This window comes from Streptomyces sp. VTCC 41912, assembly GCF_045799175.1.
In the GTDB taxonomy this organism is placed as follows: domain Bacteria; phylum Actinomycetota; class Actinomycetes; order Streptomycetales; family Streptomycetaceae; genus Streptomyces; species Streptomyces albulus_C.
In genome coordinates this window covers 31,466-45,296 of sequence record NZ_JBJMAB010000003.1, presented here as the reverse complement: position 1 = coordinate 45,296, position 13,831 = coordinate 31,466, and the positions used below count along the sequence as shown (strand labels likewise).

10 protein-coding genes are annotated in these 13,831 nt (G+C 72.9%); 5 read left to right on the top strand and 5 right to left on the bottom strand.

What is annotated here, in order from left to right:
- Positions 1-63: 63 nt before the first annotated feature.
- From ACJ6WD_RS05610 to ACJ6WD_RS05595, 4 genes are all read left to right on the top strand, one after another.
- Positions 64-1,461 carry a glycosyltransferase gene (locus ACJ6WD_RS05610; protein ID WP_407615231.1) on the top strand — a complete coding sequence of 466 codons (1,398 nt, stop codon included), beginning with the start codon at positions 64-66 and terminating at the stop codon, positions 1,459-1,461.
- Positions 1,458-3,776 (top strand): ArnT family glycosyltransferase, encoded by a 2,319-nt coding sequence (locus tag ACJ6WD_RS05605; RefSeq protein WP_407615230.1) that lies wholly within the window; start codon positions 1,458-1,460, stop codon positions 3,774-3,776. The genes ACJ6WD_RS05610 and ACJ6WD_RS05605 overlap by 4 nt, the downstream gene beginning before the upstream one ends.
- 129 nt (positions 3,777-3,905) lie before the next feature.
- On the top strand, positions 3,906-5,465 hold the full coding sequence (locus ACJ6WD_RS05600) for an MFS transporter (RefSeq protein WP_407615229.1): 1,560 nt from the start codon (positions 3,906-3,908) through the stop codon (positions 5,463-5,465).
- Positions 5,466-5,573: 108 nt separating this feature from the next.
- Complete coding sequence (locus ACJ6WD_RS05595; protein ID WP_402539453.1) at positions 5,574-6,350, top strand: TetR/AcrR family transcriptional regulator; 777 nt, start codon at positions 5,574-5,576, stop codon at positions 6,348-6,350.
- A gap of 39 nt (positions 6,351-6,389) precedes the next feature.
- Here ACJ6WD_RS05595 and ACJ6WD_RS05590 read toward each other — a convergent pair whose 3' ends face one another.
- Positions 6,390-6,548, bottom strand: coding sequence for a hypothetical protein (locus tag ACJ6WD_RS05590; RefSeq protein ID WP_407615228.1), 159 nt, complete (start codon positions 6,546-6,548; stop codon positions 6,390-6,392).
- A gap of 189 nt (positions 6,549-6,737) precedes the next feature.
- Positions 6,738-7,982 (bottom strand): S8 family serine peptidase, encoded by a 1,245-nt coding sequence (locus ACJ6WD_RS05585; RefSeq protein ID WP_376712405.1) that lies wholly within the window; start codon positions 7,980-7,982, stop codon positions 6,738-6,740.
- A 496-nt stretch (positions 7,983-8,478) separates the two neighbouring features.
- Here ACJ6WD_RS05585 and ACJ6WD_RS05580 point away from each other — a divergent pair, with 496 nt between their 5' ends.
- Entirely contained in the window at positions 8,479-9,306 is an 828-nt protein-coding gene (locus ACJ6WD_RS05580) for a TrmB family transcriptional regulator (RefSeq protein WP_038520621.1), read from the top strand.
- Between the two features lie 83 nt (positions 9,307-9,389).
- Here ACJ6WD_RS05580 and ACJ6WD_RS05575 read toward each other — a convergent pair whose 3' ends face one another.
- From ACJ6WD_RS05575 to ACJ6WD_RS05565, 3 genes are all read right to left on the bottom strand, one after another.
- Positions 9,390-10,232 carry a YceI family protein gene (locus tag ACJ6WD_RS05575; RefSeq protein WP_233661483.1) on the bottom strand — a complete coding sequence of 281 codons (843 nt, stop codon included), beginning with the start codon at positions 10,230-10,232 and terminating at the stop codon, positions 9,390-9,392.
- Positions 10,233-10,554: 322 nt separating this feature from the next.
- The gene (locus ACJ6WD_RS05570; protein WP_376447233.1) at positions 10,555-13,167 is read right to left on the bottom strand and encodes an MFS transporter; all 2,613 of its coding nucleotides are present in this window, start codon (positions 13,165-13,167) and stop codon (positions 10,555-10,557) included.
- A gap of 29 nt (positions 13,168-13,196) precedes the next feature.
- Positions 13,197-13,679, bottom strand: a complete 483-nt coding sequence (locus ACJ6WD_RS05565) for a MarR family winged helix-turn-helix transcriptional regulator (RefSeq protein ID WP_037635873.1) — start codon at positions 13,677-13,679, stop codon at positions 13,197-13,199.
- Positions 13,680-13,831 lie beyond the last annotated feature (152 nt).

Genomic DNA, 13,831 nt, shown 5'->3' with positions numbered 1-13,831 from the left:
CTCACAGCGGGCCCACAGGTGCACCACACAGCCGTGACAGGCCGGCCCGCGACCGTCGTGGGCATGACGACGCCTCCGCTGAGCCCGACGCCGTTGGGTTCCCTGCCGCCACGCGAGCATCTGCGCCCGGGCCAGACCGGGACCGTCCTCGACGTCGTGATCCCGGTCTACAACGAGGAGAAGGACCTGGAACCCTGTGTGCGCCGGTTGCACGAGCATCTGGTCCGCACCTTCCCCTACGGGTTCCGGATCACCATCGCGGACAACGCCAGCACCGACGACACGCCCCGCATCGCCGCCCTCCTCGACGACGAGATGGACCACGTCACCGCCGTGCGGCTGGAGCAGAAGGGCCGCGGTCGGGCGCTGCGCACGGTGTGGTCGCTGTCCGAGGCGCCGGTGCTGGCCTACATGGACGTCGATCTGTCCACCGACCTCAATGCGCTGCTGCCGCTGGTGGCGCCGCTGATCTCCGGGCATTCGGACCTGGCGATCGGGTCGCGGCTCAGCCGCAGCGCGCGGGTGGTCCGCGGGCCGAAGCGGGAGTTCATCTCGCGGACCTACAACCTGATCCTCCGCGGTTCGCTGGCCGCGCGGTTCTCCGACGCGCAGTGCGGCTTCAAGGCGATCCGCGGCGACGTGGCGGGGCGGTTGCTGCCGATGGTCGAGGACACCGGCTGGTTCTTCGACACCGAGATGCTGGTGCTGGCCGAACGGGCCGGGCTGCGCATCCACGAGGTGCCGGTGGACTGGGTGGACGACCCGGACAGCACCGTGCACCTGGTGCGGACCGCGACCGACGACCTCAAGGGCGTGTGGCGGGTGGGGCGGGCGCTGGCCACCGGCGCGCTGCCACTGGACCGGCTGGCCCGGCCGTTCGGCGACGACCCCCGGGACCGGGAACTGGCCGGCGTGCCGGGCGGACTGGCCCGGCAGCTCGTCGGCTTCGCCGTCGTCGGCGCCCTCAGCACGCTGCTCTACCTCGGCCTGTACTCCCTCTGCCGGCTCGGAGTGGGACCCCAAGTGGCGAACGCCGCGGCCCTGTTGGTGAGCACGCTGGCCAACACGGCGGCCAACCGGCGGTTGACGTTCGGGGTGCGGGGGCGGGAGCGCGCGGTCCGCCACCAGGCGCAGGGACTGGTGGTCTTCGCCATCGGGCTGGCGCTGACCAGCGGGTCGCTCGCGGCCCTGGCCGCCGCCACCGTCAGCCCCTCGGCCGGCAGCGAGCTGACGGTGCTGGTGGCGGCCAACCTCGCGGCCACGGTGCTGCGCTTCCTGCTCTTCCGCGCCTGGGTGTTCCCGGAGCGCGAGCGGCGGGAGGCGGCGGGCCGGGCGGCCGGGGACGGCGCCCGGAACGCCGGCCGCGGGCCGACGGCGCCGCACGACGTCCCCCACGCGCAGGACGCGCAGGACGCGCAGGACGCGCACGACCGGAACGACTGGAGCAGGAGCGCTCGATGAGTACCCGTCCACCCCATACGCAACAGGAGCCGACGGCGGCCCCGGGCGACGCGGCCGCACCGCGCGGCTTCGTCCAGCGGGTCGTGCGGGGGCGACCGGAGGACCCGCGGTGGGCCCGGCCCGCGCTGCTGGCGCTGCTGGTGGTCACCGCCGCGCTCTACCTCTGGGACCTGTCGGCGTCCAAGTACGCCAACCAGTTCTACTCGGCCGCCGTACAGGCCGGCAGCGTCAGTTGGAAGGCGTTCTTCTTCGGCTCCTCGGACGCGGCCAACGCCATCACGGTGGACAAGCCGCCGGCCTCGCTGTGGCCGATGGAGCTCTCCGTCCGGCTCTTCGGGCTGAGTTCCTGGGCGGTCCTGGTGCCGGAGGCGCTGATGGGCGTCGCCGCGGTCGGCGTGCTCTACGCGACCGTCCGGCGGCGCTTCGGGGCGGCGGCGGGGCTGCTGTCGGCCGGGGCGCTGGCGCTCACCCCGGTCGCCGCGCTGATGTTCCGCTTCAACAACCCGGACGCGATGCTGTGCCTGCTGATGGTGTGCGCCGTCGCCTGCGTGCTGCGCGCCCTGGAGGCGGGCCGGACCAAGTGGCTGGTGCTGGCCGGCGTCTGCTTCGGGCTGGGCTTCTTGACCAAGACCCTCCAGGCGTGGCTGATCCTGCCGGCGCTGGCCGTGGTCTACGCCGCTTGCGCGCCGGTGCGGCTGCCCAGGCGGCTGGGGCAGCTGCTCCTGGCCGGGCTGGCGCTCGTGGTGTCCGGCGGCTGGTGGGTCGCGATCGTCGAGCTGCTGCCGGCGTCGGCCCGGCCGTACGTGGGCGGTTCGCAGACCAACAGCTTCCTGGAGCTGACGTTCGGCTACAACGGTTTCGGGCGGATCGACGGCAACGAGCGGGGCAGCGTCGGGGGCGGTCACCGCGGCGGCGGCATGGGCGGCGGCTGGGGCCAGACCGGGATCACCCGGCTGTTCTCCTCCGACATGGGCGGTCAGATCTCCTGGCTGCTGCCCGCCGCGCTGATCCTGCTGGTCGTCGCCGTCGGCGTGCTGTGGCGGGCACGGCGCGCGGTCGACGCCGAACGGGCCGCGCAGCGCACGGAGTTCCTGGTGTGGGGCGGCGCGCTGCTGATGACGTTCACGATCTTCAGCTTCATGTCCGGGATCTTCCACCAGTACTACAACATCGCGCTGGCGCCGTACGTCGCGGCGCTGGTCGGCATGGGGTCGGTGCTGCTGTGGCGGCGCGGCGGCCGGCTGGCGCGGGGTGTGCTGGCGGTGGTCGTCGCGGTGACGGCGGTCTGGTCGTACGTGCTGCTGGACCGGTCGCCGCAGTGGCTGCCGTGGCTGAGGTGGGTGGTGCTGGTGCTCGGCCTGCTGGCCGCGGTGGGCCTGCTGCTGACGGCGGGCCCGGCGTCCGGCGACGGCGCGCGGTCTGCTGTGGACGGCGAGCCGGCCGCCGACGACAGTGCGGGCGACGCGGCCCGGGAATCCGCCTCCGTGCCGGGGCGGGCGCGGCAGCGCGTCGGGGTGGTGGCCGGCGTGGCGGCCGGGCTCGGGGTGGCGACGGCGCTGGCCGGCCCCCTCGCGTACACCCTGGACACCGTCAACACCCCCAAGGGCGGCTCGATCATCACCGCCGGCCCCGCGGTCCAGGGCGGCGGGGGCTTCCCCGGCGGCGGACCGGGGCGGATGTCCTGGAAGGGCGGCAAGGGGACGATGCCCATGCCGGGCGGCACCGGCGGGCAGGGCAGGACCGGCCGGGGCTTCCCGGGCGGGGCGGGCTTCCCCGGTGGCCAGGGCTTCCCCGCCGGCGGGGGTTTTCCCGGTGGCCAGAAGGGCGGCGCCGCCGGGCACGGCGGTCGGTCGCACGGCGCCGGTGGCGGCATGGGCGGTCTGCTCAACGGCGCCTCGGTGAGCGACCAGGCCAAGCGGCTGGTGGAGCGGGACGCCGACCGGTACACCTGGGCGGCGGCGGCCGTCGGCTCGCAGAACGCCGCCAGTTACCAACTGGCCACCCAGAAGCCGGTGATGGCCATCGGCGGTTTCAACGGCAGCGACCCGTCGCCGACCCTCGCCCAGTTCCAGCGGTACGTGGCGGAGGGCAGGATCCACTACTTCATCGTGGGGGAGCGGGGCGGGTTCCGCGGCGCCCTGGGCGGCGCCGAGGGCAAGCAGGCGGCCGGCCGTGGGATGCCGGGTGGCGGGATGCCCGGCGGTGGTGCCGACAAGGGCCCCGCGACGCAGATCAGCACCTGGATCGAGAAGACCTTCAAGAAGGTCACCGCGGGCGGGGCCACCTTCTACGACCTGACCCGGCGAAAGGCGTAGCGGCGGGTCCCCGGGCCCTTCGGTCCCCGGCCCGCGGGCCGGGGACCACCCCACCGAAAACGAAATGTACGGCGTATAAGAGTCCCTGTACGGTGTAAGCCATCCGCTCGCACCGTACAGGGAGCTCGTATGCCCGCCGTGGCCCCCGATGCCACCGCCGCCCTCCAATCCCCCGGCCGGCCCGCCACCCGCTGGCTGATCCTCGCCGCCATCTGCCTGGCGCAGCTCACGGTCGTCCTCGACAACACCGTGCTCAACGTCGCCGTCCCGTCCCTCACCGAGGAACTGGGCGCGACCACCGCCGACGTCCAGTGGATGCTCAACGCCTATTCGCTGGTCCAGTCCGGCCTGCTGCTGATCGCGGGCAACTCCGCGGACCGCTACGGCCGCAAGAAGATGCTCGCCGTGGGCCTGGCGCTGTTCGGCATCGCCTCGCTCGCCGCCACCCTCGCCCACTCGCCCGGCCAGCTGATCGCCGCCCGGGCCGGGATGGGGATCGGCGGGGCGCTGCTGATGACCACCACCCTCGCCGTCGTGATGCAGATATTCGACGACGCGGAGCGGCCCAAGGCCATCGGCATCTGGAGCTCGGTGAACTCGCTGGGCTTCGCCGCCGGGCCGCTGATCGGCGGCACGCTGCTCGACCACTTCTGGTGGGGCTCGCTGTTCCTGGTCAACCTCCCGGTCGTGGGGATCTCGCTGGTCGCCGTCCTCGCGCTGGTCCCCGAGTCCAAGAGCCGCGGCGGTGAGCGCCCGGACGTGCTGGGCGCGCTGCTGTCGATGGTCGGCATGGTCGGGGTGGTCTTCGCGATCATCTCGGGGCCGGTGCACGGCTGGCTGTCGGACCGGGTGCTGCTGTCGGCCGCCGTCGGCGTCGTGGGCCTGGCGCTCTTCGCCTTCTGGGAGCTGCGCATCCCGCACCCCATGCTGGACATGAACTTCTTCCGCAACCGCCGGTTCGTCGGCGCGGTCGCCGGCGGCATCCTGGTCGCCTTCGGCATGGGCGGCTCGATGTTCCTGCTCACCCAGCACCTCCAACTGGTGCTCGGCTTCGGCCCGTTGGACGCCGGTCTGCGGATGGCGCCGCTCGCGCTCACCGTCGTGCTGATCAACTTCACCGGCCTGGGTGCCCGGCTGATGCCCCGCTTCGGCACCCCGGGCATGATCGTCACCGGGATGTCCCTGCTGGCCGGCGGCCTCGCCGCGATATCCCTGCTGGGTGGCCACAGCTACGGCGGCATGCTCGTCGGCCTGGTCGTCATGGGCGTCGGCGTGGCGATCGCGATGCCGACGATGGCCAACGCCGTCATGTCCGCGATCCCGCCGGCCAAGGCGGGCGTCGGCGCCGGCGTCAACGGCACCCTGATGGAGTTCGGCCAGGGCCTGGGCGTCGCGGTGCTCGGCGCGGTCCTCAACTCCCGCTTCGCCGCGCTGCTCCCGGTGGTGGCCGCCGGCGCCGGGTCGCTCCCCGCGGCCCTGGGCCGCACGCACACCGCCCACGAGCGCACCGCCGTCCACGACGCCTTCGCGTCCGGCATCGGCACCAGCCAGTTGGTCGGTGCGGTGGCGGTGTTCCTCGGCGGGCTCACCGCCGCGGTGCTGCTGCGGCGGGCGGAGCGCGTCGAGCGCGCGGCCGCGGTTCCGGCGCCGGCCACCGGCCATGATCCGGCCACCGCGGCGGCGGAATAGCATCGGAGTCGGAAGACGGGACCCCGCTCGTCCCGTCCGGGCCGACGGCCGTCCCGACGGGGCGCGCCCGGAGGTCTCGTCCTACCGCACGACCCAAGGAGGGGCGCCATGGCAGCGGCGACGAACGAGCGCGCCGAGCAGCGACCGCACAGCGTCTGGCTGACCGGGCGCCCCCCGCTCAGGAGAAAGGCGGAGCAGCCGGCCGGACTCGGCCTCGACAAGATCGTCGAGGCGACCGTCCGGCTGCTCGACGCCGAGGGCCTGGCCAAGTTCTCCATGCGGCGCCTGGCCGCCGAACTCGGCGTGACCGCGATGTCCCTGTACTGGTACGTCGACACCAAGGACGACCTGCTCGAACTGGCCGTGGACGCGGTGGCCGGCGAACTGGCGCTGCCCGACGACGCCGACGACGACACCGCCGACTGGCGCGACCAGCTCCGCGGCCTGGCCACCACCTACCGCGACGTCCTGCTGCGGCACCCGTGGGCGCCGCGCCTGCTCGGCGAGGTCCTCAACATCGGCCCGCACTCCATGGCGTTCTCCAGCGCCACCCTGCGGGTCATGGCCCGCAGCGGGCTGGGCCCGGACGGCACCTCCGGCGCCCTGGCCTCGCTCTTCCACTTCGTCTACGGCTTCGCCACCATCCGCAGTCTGCACGAGGCCCGCTGCCGCGCCGCCGGCCTGAGCATCGACGACTACTTCGCCCACGTCATCGCGGCGATCTCGGACCGACCCGACTTCACCGAGACGATGGAGCTCTCCGCCCGGGCCGGCTACGCCATGCCCGACGCCAGCGCCCTCGACATGCTCGACCGCGACTTCGCCTTCGCCCTCGACCTCCAGATCGCGGGCATCGACGCGATGCGGGCCGGCCGGGCGGACTGAGCGCCCGAGCCGCGCGGCGAGCGGGGATCGCACCCGCGGCTACCGCGTCTCGATCCGCTCGGACCACGCGACGCCCTGCCGGTCGATGTGCTGGCCCCCGCGGTGTTCGGTCCGGGCGCAGGGCCGCGGGTTGTTGCTGTCCTCCGGTCGGGTCGCCCCGCAGAGCCGGGGCTGGCGCACCGGGCACGACTGGGTCATCTCACACCGCCACCAGGTCGGTACGGGTGCGGGCCCGGACCGGTCGGGAACGGTCCGGGCCCACGGGTTGCGGGTCGCAGTCCGGTTCGTCGGACGGGCACCGGACTGCGACGGTCGGTGGGGCGGTCGGCCGGCTGCGGTGCGGTCGGGTGACCGCACCGCAGCCGGGTCAGACCACCGGGGGGTGGATCACTTGGTGAAGGCCGCGGTGCCGTTCGGGGTGCCGAGGCCGGTCGGGCCGTCGTAGCCCTTGCCCGCCGTGCAGAGGTACGCCGGCGAGCAGGAGCCGTTGGCGCCGCTGGTGACGTCGTTCAGCGCGGAGGCGTGGGTGTACGGGTACGAGGCCGCGGTGTCGGACGCGCCCGGGGCACCCGCGAGGGCGTAGACGCCGGCGATGAACGGGGCGGAGGCGCTGGTGCCGCCGTACACGTTCCAGCCGGTGGCCTGGTAGCTGTCGTAGACCGCCAGGCCGGTGGCCGGGTCGGCGACCGAGGCGACGTCCGCCACGGCGCGCTTGGCGCAGCCGGTGTCCTTCTGCCAGGACGGCTTGGCGTCGTACTGCGAGCAGCCGGAACCGGCGCCCTCGCCGCCCGCCTTGGTGCCCCAGACCGACTCGCTCCAGCCGCGCGTGCTGCTGTCCTTCTTGAGCGAGGTGCCGCCGACCGCGGTGACGTACTGCGAGGCCGCCGGGTACTCGACGCCGTAGCCGCTGTCACCGGAGCTGACGGTGATCGCGACGCCCGGGTGCTTGAAGTACTTCTCGTCCGAGGTGGGGTCGGTGGAGTCCTCGCCGCCGCCGTAGCTGTTGGAGACGAACTTGGCGCCCATGGTGACCGCGCGGTTCACCGCCGCGCCCAGGTCGTCCATGTTGGCGCTGTTCGCCTCGACCAGCAGGATGTGGCAGGAGGGGCAGGCCGCGCTGACCATGTCGACGTCGAGCGATATCTCGCCGGCCCAACCGGAGTCCGGCGCCGGGTACTTGGTGCCGCCGTTCTGGTCGACCTTCTTGAAGCAGCCGTTGGCGGTGGTGCAGTCGGGCAGGCCGTACTGCTTGCGGTAGGTGGCCAGGTCCTTCTCGGCGTTGGGGTCGTCGTTGGCGTCGATGATCGCCACCGTCTGGCCCGAACCGCCGGTCTTCGGCAGCTTGTACGCGCTCTGCAGGTCGCTGGGGCCGAAGCCGGACGGGGTGAGGTGGCGGCCGAGGGACAGGCTCTGCTTCACGTCCGTGCGGGCCACCGCGTTGCACGCCATGTAGCCGGGCTTGGTCGGCTCCGAGCACAGGCGGTGGGTGTGGACGGCGGTGGACGTCGACGCGGTGGGGGACGCGTGCGGGGCGGCCGGGGCCGGCGCGGCGCCTGCCGGGGCGGCGGCGATCAGGCCGCCGAGGACGAGGGTGGCCGCCGAGAGCAGGGCCGGGACGCCGCGGCGCGCCAGCCCTCCGGTGCGGTCCGCTCTGCCGTTGTCCGCCGTGCGCTGTCGCAGGGAAGGCAAGGGAATGACCTCCGTGGGGGGAGAGGGGGCCGGCGGCCGACGGTCCGCGGGCGCCGGGTGGGGGGTGCGGGTGCGGTGCTGAAACGCGGTGGTGCCGGTGGTGCGGGTGGGGACCGGAGTCGCGGTGTCGCGCGGTCCGGGCGGCATGTCACGGACATGACAGGCAGGAAGGCGCAGGGGTGAGGTGCAGCCCCCGCACGGTCCCCCGTCACGTCGCAGGCATGACGTCCGGCCCCCCGTGGACTCCGGGCAACTCCGGTGGTGCGTCGCGCACGTGCACTCGATGGGTGCCACCCCGGTCAGTGGTGGCTTATGAGGAAAGTAGTGAACACACCGTCAAAGGGACACCCGGTTACGGCAAAGCCTTCTCCTGGTCCGCTTTTGGCAGCCTCCCGGACACCGACCCGCCGGGCGGCGCGGCCCGATACCTTGGTGCGTCATGGAGTGGGAAGAGGACGCGGTCGGCAACCTCGTCGCGCTGGGGCTGGCCCGTTACGAAGCACGGGTCTATCTCGCCCTGATCAGACGGGAGTCGTACACCGCCGCAGAGGTCGCGCGCGAGGCCGACGTGCCGCGCCAGCGGGTGTACGACGTACTGGACGCGCTGGTTCGGCGGCGGCTGGCCAATGCGCACCCAGGACGGGTGGCGACCTATTCGGCCGTCGCGCCCGAACTCGCCGTGGCCCGGCTGGTGGCGCTGCAACGCGAGTCCCTGGAGCGGCTGGAGCGCGCCTCCGACACGCTGGCCACCTCCCTCCAGCCGCTCTGGGCGGACGGCCGCCGGCACAGCGACCCGCTCGACTACGTCGAGGTCCTGCGCGATCCGGCGGCGATCGCCGAACGGTTCGCGGACATCCAACGCCAGGCCCGCCACGAGCTGTTGAGCTTCTGCAAGCCGCCGTTCGTCGCCCCCGCGGAGAACGCCGAGGGCATGACGGCCGCCCGCCGCCTGCACCGGGCCGGCGGCACCGTCCGCGCCATCTACTCCTCCGGGGCGCTGGAGGACGCCGGCATGCTCACCAACGTCCGCAGCTTCGCGGAGGCCGGCGAGGAGGCCCGCTTCACCGCGGACCTGCCGCTCAAACTCGTCATCGCCGACGCCTCGTTGGTGCTGTGCGACATGCCCGACCCGGTGGCCGGCGGGGACTCCACCACCGCCCTGGTCATCGAGCATCCGGCGCTCGCGGCCTGTCTGCGGCTGGCCTTCCTGACGGTGTGGGAGACCGCCGCCACCGCGCCCGAGCCACGCGAGGCGCTCCGGTCGTAGCCGAAGGGGCGGGCCCCGGCGAGAGAACTCGCCGGGGCCCGCCCCTTCGCGCGGACGCGCACGGACCCGCGTCCGGACGCCGCTCAGGCCATGGGCAGGCTGTCGCCCTGCACGGCCTGGATGTCCAGTTCCACCTTCAGGGTGGTGCCGATGGCGGCGATGCCGGCGGCCACGACCTGGTTGTAGTTCATCTTGAAGTCCTCGCGGCGCAGTTCCGCGGTGGCGCGGAAGGCGGCGCGGACGCCGCCCCACGGGTCCGGGCCGGTGCCGAGGTAGCTGAGGTCGAGGTCCACGGGGCGGACCACGCCGTGCAGCGAGAGGTCGCCGTGCACCGTCCAACGGTCCGGGCCGGCCGGTTCGAGGCCCGTGCTGCGGTAGGTGATCTGCGGGTACACCTCGACGTTGAGGAAGTCCTCGTTGCGCAGGTGGCCGTCGCGCATACCGTTGCCGGTGTCGATCGACGCGGCCTTGATGACCGCCTCCACGCGGGACTTCTCGACGTCCTCGGCGATGTCGATCCGGCCGCTGAACTCGGTGAAGCGGCCGTGCACGCTGGAGATGCCCAGGTGCTGGGCGACCGCCGCCACGGTGGAGTGCATGGGGTCGATGGTCCAGGGGCCCGGCGGCGGCAGCTCCACGCCGCCCTGGCGGGCCAGGGTGACGTTGCCGACGTCCATCCGGCCGCTGGCCGTGACGATCGCGCTGGAGGCGATCGGCGCGTAGCCGACCGCGGTGATGATGACCGTGTAGGGGCCGGCCGGCAGCGGCTCCGCGCTGCGCACCACGCCCTCCTCGTCGGCGGAGGCCCGCAGCACCTGCGCGCCCGTCATGTCGGTGACGGTCAGTACGGCGTGCTGTACCGCCCAGCCGTCCCGTGTGCGGACCTGCGCCCGTACTCCCGCAGCTCCCGCGCCCGTCGAAGTCATGTGCGTGCCTCTCCCGTTCAGTGCCGGTGCGTACCGCGTGGTGCTGGTGCGTGCCGTGCCTGTCCGTGCGTGTGTCCGTGTGAGCGTGTGGTCCGTCGGGCCCTGCGGGCCCGGGTGTCCCGGTCCGGCCCCGGCGCGTACCGTTCCCCGGCCGGTCGGTGGGGGTCGGACTCCGGCGGCGGCGCTGCAGGCCGTCCCCTGCCTGTGCGCAGCGCCGCCGCCGGAGCCCCGGGTCCGGTCCGGGGCGCGCCTCCGCTCAACGCGCGCCCCGGACCGGGGTGTGTCGCCCGGGCCGCCGCTGTCGCGGGGCCCGGGGCCGGGGTCAGTCCCCGGGGTGGGCGAGCTGGACGTCGTAGCCGTCCACCCCGCCGGCGTTGATCGCCAGGCCGGAGGCGACCGGCGGGTAGCCGCTCGCGATGACCGTGTAGTCGCCGGCGTCCAGGTCGGTGAAGGCGTAGGCGCCGTCCGCACCGGTGGTGGAGGTGGCCACGACGTTGCCCGCCGCGTCGACCAGGGTGACCCGGGCGTCGGCCAGCGGGGTGCGGTCCGCACCGGCCCGCACGACGCCCTGCACCCGGGCGCCGGACAGCAGCTCGACCTCGGTCCGGGTGGTGCCCTGGCCGCCGACCTCGACGGGCTGGGCGGTGGGCCGGTAGTTCGCCGCGTTGACCGCCACGGTGTAGGTGCCGGGGGTGAGTTCGGCGAAGGCGAAGGTGCCCTCGGCGGGGGTCAGGCCGGTGGCGAGGACCTCGCCGCGGACGTCGGTGACGACGACCATCGCGCCGCCCACCGCCTCGCCGGTCACCGCGCTGCGGACCAGGCCGACCAGGCCGCTGGTGCCGCTGAGCAGGATGTCGTAGGCGTGCGGCGCGTCGCCGATGACGACCGTGGACGCCTGCGGCTGGTGGCCGTCGGCCGCCGCGATCAGGACGTAGGAGCCGGCGCCGGGCGCCTGGAGCGCGTAGGAGCCGTTGGCCTGGGCGACCGAGCGGCCCAGCTGCCGGCCGCTGAGCGAGATCAGCGTGACGGCGGAGCGGGGCACCGGGCTGCCCTCGGCGTTGCGGACGAAGCCGTGCACCGCGGGGCCGACCGGGGCGGCGTCGCCGCCGCCGGCGGAGGCGTAGGCGGCCAGGGGCTGGGTCGCCTGGGCCGGCTTGGCCCAGGACGGGGTGTGCAGGCCGTCGTCGTCGGATATGGAGGGGGCGGCACCCACCAAGGCGGGCTCCCGCTCCTCGACCGCGGCGGCGGACGCCGGGGCGGACGCGGCGAGCGGGGCCGGCGCCGCGGCGGCCGCGGGGGTCTGGGACGCGTCGCTGTCGCCGTCTTGGGCGAGGCTGCGCTCCGTACCGGACTTGCTGCGCAAGGCGACCTCCTTGATGAACAGGGTGATGAGCAGGGCGAGTAGGGCGAACGGAGCCGCGTAGAGGAAGACGTCGCCGACGCCGTGCCCGTACGCGTCCTCCATGATCGACCGGATCGGGGCGGGCAGCGAGGACAGGTCCGGAATGCCGGTGCTGCCGGTGCTGCCGTGGCTCGCCGCCGCGGCGGCCTTGGGACCGAGGGCGGTCAGGCCGTCGGTCACGTAGTGCGTGACGCGGTTGGCGAGCACTGCGCCGAGCGCCGAGACGCCCACCGCACCACCGAGGGTACGGAAGAAAGTGACCAGCGAGCTGGCGGATCCGATGTCTTGGGGCGCGACCTGGTTCTGGGTCGCCAGGACCAGGTTCTGCATCATCATGCCGACGCCCAGGCCCATCAGCGCCATGTAGATGGCCGCGTGCCAGTACGGGGTGTCCGCGCGCAGGGTGCCCAGCAGGCCGAGGCCCGCGGTGAGCAGCACGCCACCGCTGACGAGGAAGACCTTCCAGCGCCCGGTGCGGGTGATGATCTGGCCGGAGATCATCGAGGCGAGGAACAGGCCCATGACCATCGGGATGGTCATGATGCCGGACATCGTCGGGGTCTTGCCCTCGGCCAGCTGGAAGTACTGCGAGAAGAAGACCGTGCCGCTGTACATGCCGACGCCGACGCACAGCGAGGCGATGGTCGCCAGGGTGATCGTCTTGTTGCGGAACAACCGCAGCGGGATCAGCGGCTGTTCGACCTTGGACTCGACGATCACGAAGATCACCGCGAGCAGGACCGCACCGCCGACCATGGCGAAGGTCTGCCAGGAGATCCAGTCGTAGTTCGTGCCGGCCAGGGTGACCCACACCAGCAGCAGGGTGACCGCGGCGGCGATGAAGAACGAGCCGAGCCAGTCGACCTTGACGCCCTCGCGCTTGATGACCGGGAGCTTCAGGGTCTTCTGGAGCACGATCAGCGCGATGATCGCGAACGGCACGCCGACGTAGAAGCACCAGCGCCAGCCGAGCCAGCTGGTGTCGGTGATGACGCCGCCGAGCAGCGGTCCGCCGACGGTCGCGACGGCGAAGGTCGCGCCCAGGTAGCCGCTGTACCGTCCGCGCTCACGCGGGGAGATCATCGCGGCCATGACGATCTGCGCCAGCGCCGACAGGCCACCGACACCGATGCCCTGCACCACACGGCAGGCGATCAGCATCCCGGTGTTCTGCGACAGACCCGCGATGACCGAACCGCTGACGTAGATGATCAGCGCGATCTGGACGAGCGCCTTCTTGCTGAACAGGTCGGAGAGCTTGCCCCAGAGCGGCGTGGTCGCGGTCATCGCCAGCAGCGCCGCGGTCACGACCCAGGTGTACGCGCTCTGCCCGCCGTGCAGGTCGTGAATGATGTGCGGCAGCGCGTTGGAGACGATCGTCGACGACAGGATGGCGACGAACATGCCGAGCAGCAGCCCGGACAGCGCCTCCATGATCTGACGGTGTGTCATGGGGCCGTCATGGGAGCCGCCGTGGCCGCCCCCATGCTTGGCATGCCCGCCCCGCACACCTGCTGGTGAGGTCGTAGCCATGTAGTTCCTTACTTCCTTTGCTTCGCTGCTCATCCGGCTGCGGGGGTGCGGGTGGGGGAGGGGGAGTCGTGATGTGCCCGGGTGCGGCAGTCGCCGAAGCTCGTGCGGAGCCTGGCGAGCAGCTCGATGAGGTGTCCGACGTCGGTGTCGGTCCAGTCGTCCAAGTACCGGGCGAGCGTCTGCGTGTAGCGCTCGGCGAGCTCCGCCAGGAGCTCCCTGCCCTTCGGGGTCAGCCGCAGCAGCCGCGACCGCTTGTCCGCCGGATCGGGCTCGCGCTCGATCCAGCCGCGCTCAGCGATGTGCGCGACGTGCCGGCTGGTCACCGACATGTCGATCGCGAGCAGCTCGGCCAGCTGGCTCATCCGCATCTCGCCGTGCCGGTCGAGGAGCGTGAGCACTCCGGCCGACGCCGGCGGGCAGTCCTGGGGCAGGATCCGCCCCATCTCCCGCTTGACGGCCCCGATGGCGCTGAGTTGCCGGGCCAGCTCTTCGTACTGACTGTGAGCGGCCACCGGCTCCTCCATGCCTCTTCACCTGCGCAACCTACGCGGTGTTTTGTTGCTTGGGGCAACCATAGGCAAAGTTGGTTGCTGAAGGCAAACGATTTGGCGGTCGAGGGGGCATGGAAAAGGCAAAGCCTGGCCCATGTAAATCCCAAGAAATC

Coding starts and splice junctions, on each gene's coding strand:
- ACJ6WD_RS05575 (WP_233661483.1), bottom strand. CDS start 10,232: ATGACTTCGACGGGCGCGGGAGCTGCGGGAGTACGGGCGCAGGTCCGC.
- ACJ6WD_RS05580 (WP_038520621.1), top strand. CDS start 8,479: ATGGAGTGGGAAGAGGACGCGGTCGGCAACCTCGTCGCGCTGGGGCTG.
- ACJ6WD_RS05595 (WP_402539453.1), top strand. CDS start 5,574: ATGGCAGCGGCGACGAACGAGCGCGCCGAGCAGCGACCGCACAGCGTC.
- ACJ6WD_RS05570 (WP_376447233.1), bottom strand. CDS start 13,167: ATGGCTACGACCTCACCAGCAGGTGTGCGGGGCGGGCATGCCAAGCAT.
- ACJ6WD_RS05600 (WP_407615229.1), top strand. CDS start 3,906: ATGCCCGCCGTGGCCCCCGATGCCACCGCCGCCCTCCAATCCCCCGGC.
- ACJ6WD_RS05605 (WP_407615230.1), top strand. CDS start 1,458: ATGAGTACCCGTCCACCCCATACGCAACAGGAGCCGACGGCGGCCCCG.
- ACJ6WD_RS05610 (WP_407615231.1), top strand. CDS start 64: ATGACGACGCCTCCGCTGAGCCCGACGCCGTTGGGTTCCCTGCCGCCA.
- ACJ6WD_RS05590 (WP_407615228.1), bottom strand. CDS start 6,548: ATGACCCAGTCGTGCCCGGTGCGCCAGCCCCGGCTCTGCGGGGCGACC.